Annotated in this window: 7 protein-coding genes; all 7 read left to right on the top strand. The window is 43.0% G+C overall.

The genetic code is table 11. The annotated features are described in order from the left end of the window. Positions 1–91: 91 nt before the first annotated feature. The 7 genes from PHO71_RS25710 (at position 92) to PHO71_RS25680 (ending at position 3,508) form a co-directional block, all read left to right on the top strand. Positions 92–1,357, top strand: coding sequence for a transposase (locus tag PHO71_RS25710; protein WP_300209031.1), 1,266 nt, complete (start codon positions 92–94; stop codon positions 1,355–1,357). Positions 1,358–1,434: 77 nt separating this feature from the next. After that, positions 1,435–1,593: a hypothetical protein gene (locus PHO71_RS25705; RefSeq protein ID WP_300209030.1), complete on the top strand. Its 159-nt coding sequence runs from the start codon at positions 1,435–1,437 to the stop codon at positions 1,591–1,593. A 129-nt stretch (positions 1,594–1,722) separates the two neighbouring features. Next, complete coding sequence (locus tag PHO71_RS25700) at positions 1,723–2,058, top strand: hypothetical protein (protein ID WP_300209029.1); 336 nt, start codon at positions 1,723–1,725, stop codon at positions 2,056–2,058. Between the two features lie 32 nt (positions 2,059–2,090). After that, positions 2,091–2,324 carry a hypothetical protein gene (locus PHO71_RS25695; RefSeq protein ID WP_300209028.1) on the top strand — a complete coding sequence of 78 codons (234 nt, stop codon included), beginning with the start codon at positions 2,091–2,093 and terminating at the stop codon, positions 2,322–2,324. Between the two features lie 4 nt (positions 2,325–2,328). Then, complete coding sequence (locus PHO71_RS25690) at positions 2,329–2,565, top strand: HU family DNA-binding protein (protein WP_300209027.1); 237 nt, start codon at positions 2,329–2,331, stop codon at positions 2,563–2,565. After that, entirely contained in the window at positions 2,555–2,770 is a 216-nt protein-coding gene (locus PHO71_RS25685; protein ID WP_300209026.1) for a hypothetical protein, read from the top strand. The genes PHO71_RS25690 and PHO71_RS25685 overlap by 11 nt, the downstream gene beginning before the upstream one ends. A 6-nt stretch (positions 2,771–2,776) precedes the next feature. Continuing rightward, the gene (locus PHO71_RS25680) at positions 2,777–3,508 is read left to right on the top strand and encodes a DNA methyltransferase (protein WP_300209025.1); all 732 of its coding nucleotides are present in this window, start codon (positions 2,777–2,779) and stop codon (positions 3,506–3,508) included. The last annotated feature ends 4 nt before the right edge of the window (positions 3,509–3,512 follow it).

The following is a 3,512-nucleotide window of genomic DNA, read 5'->3' as shown; positions in this document are numbered from 1 at the left end:
AATCAGAAGATGACGCTTGGGAAGCAACATTCCATCTTGGATACTTCGACGAATCTGGAAAATTTGTTTGTGAGATTCGTTGGGAAGGCGCATGGGACGATCTTCGTATATAACAAATGTACGTTTGTTTAAAGGAGATGAAAGAATGGTTGTCCAAAGAGCAGAACAGCATATTATCAGAAGGCTCAACAAACTTTGGACAACTGTAGACCAGAATTGTTTCTTTTCAAAAAATCTCTACAATTATGCAAACTATATTATTCGGCAGGAATTCATTACAAATGGACGTTGGATTCGATATCCGGAACTAGATAAAACCCTTCAGTCATCAGAAACGTATAAGGAGTTGATGAGTCAGCCAGCCCAACAGACGTTGAAGGTTTTGGACAAAGCATGGAAATCGTTTTTTGTGGCAATCAAAGACTGGAAAAGGAACCCTTCTAAATATTTAGGTATGCCCAAGATCCCTAAATATCTTCCCAAAGACGGGCGGTTCCCATGGTATATCAAGAACAACTCCTGCCGTGTCCGTGACGGACGTTTAGAGTTTGTCATCAAACGACTCCACGGTGTATCCTTTCCGACACGATCCCCCGGTCATCTTCTCGGTGTCCGTTTCATCCCTCGCGGTTCCTGCTACGTCCTGGAAATAATAAAGGAGGTGGAAATCCCAGACTTTCCGGAGCGTCCTATGTCTCGCATCGCTGGAATTGATCTCGGCATCAACAATTTTGCAACCATCACAAATAATATCGGCGCACAGCCAATTATTATTAACGGCAAAGGGTTGAAAGCTGTGAATCAATTCTACAACAAGCGAAAGGCTCAGATGCAATCAGGACTGAAGTGTAGGAACGGAAAGAACAAGAGTCATGCATTGGATGAGCTTACATTCAAAAGGTTCTGTCGGGTGAAAAACTTCATGCACTCTGCAAGTAGAAAGGCGGTGAATTATTGTTTAGAACACAACATTGATACGCTAGTCTGCGGGTTGAACAACGGGTGGAAGCAGGAAGTGGATATGGGGAAGGAGAACAACCAGAAATTCGTCTCAATCCCATACGATATGTTCATCCGGCAACTTGAGTACAAGTGTCAGGAGAACGGAATTAGGTTTATCACGACGGAAGAATCCTACACGTCCGGCACATCCTTCCTGGACGGAGAGCAGCCCGTAGAATCTTCCTACAATAAGAGCAGGAGGACGCATAGAGGGTTGTTCAAGAGCGAGAGGGGCTTGGTGAATGCCGACGTGAATGGATCACTGCAGATCATCAAGAAGGTATCCGAAAATGCTTTTACAGGCTATTCGGTAGGGGTTGCATGTCTACAGCCTTTGGTGCTAAACGTGGCGTAAGCGACTTTTCCACTGAGAATAAAGCCTACTAATATTGTAGACTTTAATAGATCTCGGATTTGGTCTTAGGAGGAACTATGAAGGATTTTCATTGTCCACATTGCGGAGCAGAATTTGAAATTGATGATTGGGCTTATCTCAATGAAACCGGACTTTGCCAATACTGCCACGGGGTTGTTGCGGAAACTGCGAGCAATTTCTGGGAATTATGGAGGGGTGTTACATATGAATCGTGAACAGCACCGTGCTATGCAGAAGAAAACCGGGCTTTGTAGTAGAATCAGAGCATATGGCTTCCAATGATGATAAATCCTTGTGAATGCGCAATATAATATAGAAGCAAGATTTGGTCTTAAGGAGAGTGTATGATTAGAGGCAGACTTCAGGATGCAACAGACTATAAGTTAATGACGATAAAGGAGTGCTTAGATGCTCTCGGGTGGAATTATGTCACAAACGGTGATAGATTCGAAGAAATTACATGCCCTTGCTCGAATATAGCCGTTGAATTCTCTGGATTTGTCGGAACTGATCACCTTGAATGCCCTAAATGTGGTAAGTTTATGACTGACATGTTTTCGCCCTTACAGGTTACAAGTGGTTCTTGTATAGTATTATCTTCAAAGGAATGGGAAATGGATGATGAGCGTCGGCATTGGATAGCAAACAATAAGGCTGGCGGAATTAAGATAAATACTTGATTTGACGCTATACGACCAGATGGAGGAGTGTTATGGGAAAAAAGCAAAAAGCAAGGGAACTTGAATTTTGGGAAATTGACTGGGATCGAGTGAGAACGCTAGAGGACATGTCGGACGCAGTAAAAAGATTTGGTGACATCCTAAAAAGCGAAGTTGGGAATCTAGACGAAGACATAAAAGATGTTGACGCAAACGAGAGTGTTCCTGATCTTTTTGATGCTGAGGGGGATAAATTACATAATGATTTACAAGGAAGATTTTATTAGCCGCATGGCTAAAGAACACGACTTCACCAAAGAATCGACGCGACAGTTTTACGACGCATTTCTTGAAACACTTGGCAAATACCTAATCGAAGAGCAAGATGTCATGTTCTATAATTTCGGTGCGTTCAAAATGAGGAAATACCGGTACGATAAAACCGACAACCGCGTGACCCGCCCTGTGTTTGAAATCTCACGGGATTTCGTCAAGCGGGCGGAGAGGGAAAAAGCCAATGAAGAATAAAACGGCGCCTATTTTCTGGTTCTGCCTGGTGTCCACCATCGCGCTGATTGTCCTCTGCATCATGGGTGTACCGTGGGTACACTGGCTGCTGATCCCGTACCCGTCGCTCCTGTATCTGTCCTACGTCGCCATTCTGTTCCTGTTTGGCACGAAGTTGGTCAGCGTGGCGTTCAGAAACTACAAGTCCGGTAAGGAATCAAAATGATATTTTATGATATACGGACGGTGGTTGATACTGATTGTAGAATTGTATAACGAAGATTGCCTCGTTGGTATGAACCGGATTCCCAATGCTTCTGTGGACATGATATTGTGCGATCTTCCGTATGGCACAACTCAGAACAAATGGGACACTATAATTCCGTTTGATAAGCTGTGGTTGTCGTACAAGCGAATTATAAAACCAAATGGGGCAATTGTCTTAAATGCGTCTGAGCCATTTACATCTCTGTTGGTGTCTAGTAATATGGAAATGTATAGATATTCTTGGGTGTGGATTAAAAATACACCAACTGGATTTATAAACGCACACCAACAGCCACTCAAATTATACGAAGACATCTGCGTGTTTTCAAACGCTGGAGTGTCTCCGTCATCTAAAAATAAAATGACATACAACCCCCAAGGCTTAACGGATTTCGGGAAAGTTACCAAACGCGGAAGTGCCGGTAAAAACTACAACAGTGTTTCAACTGAAAACTTCCAAGAGAAATCTAATTATCCGCGCAATGTGCTAACGTTTCCAAAGGACTCAAAAAAACTACATCCGACACAAAAGCCAGTCGCTCTCTTAGAATACCTCATTAGGACATACACCAACGAAGGCGAAGATTATGATGAGTTCGATGGATTCACCGCTGCTCTTGCAAAGAAGATTTATGGATCAACTTGCGCGGTAAAGCGCGAGATTATAAATAAGTCTACAAAACAAGAAAAGAAATAACAAA

The sequence above is a fragment of the Bacteroides sp. genome (genome assembly GCF_028690125.1).
Taxonomy (GTDB): Bacteria; Bacteroidota; Bacteroidia; order Bacteroidales; family Bacteroidaceae; genus Bacteroides.
The sequence above is the reverse complement of the archived record's forward strand: the minus strand, read 5'-3'. Positions and strand labels throughout refer to the sequence as shown.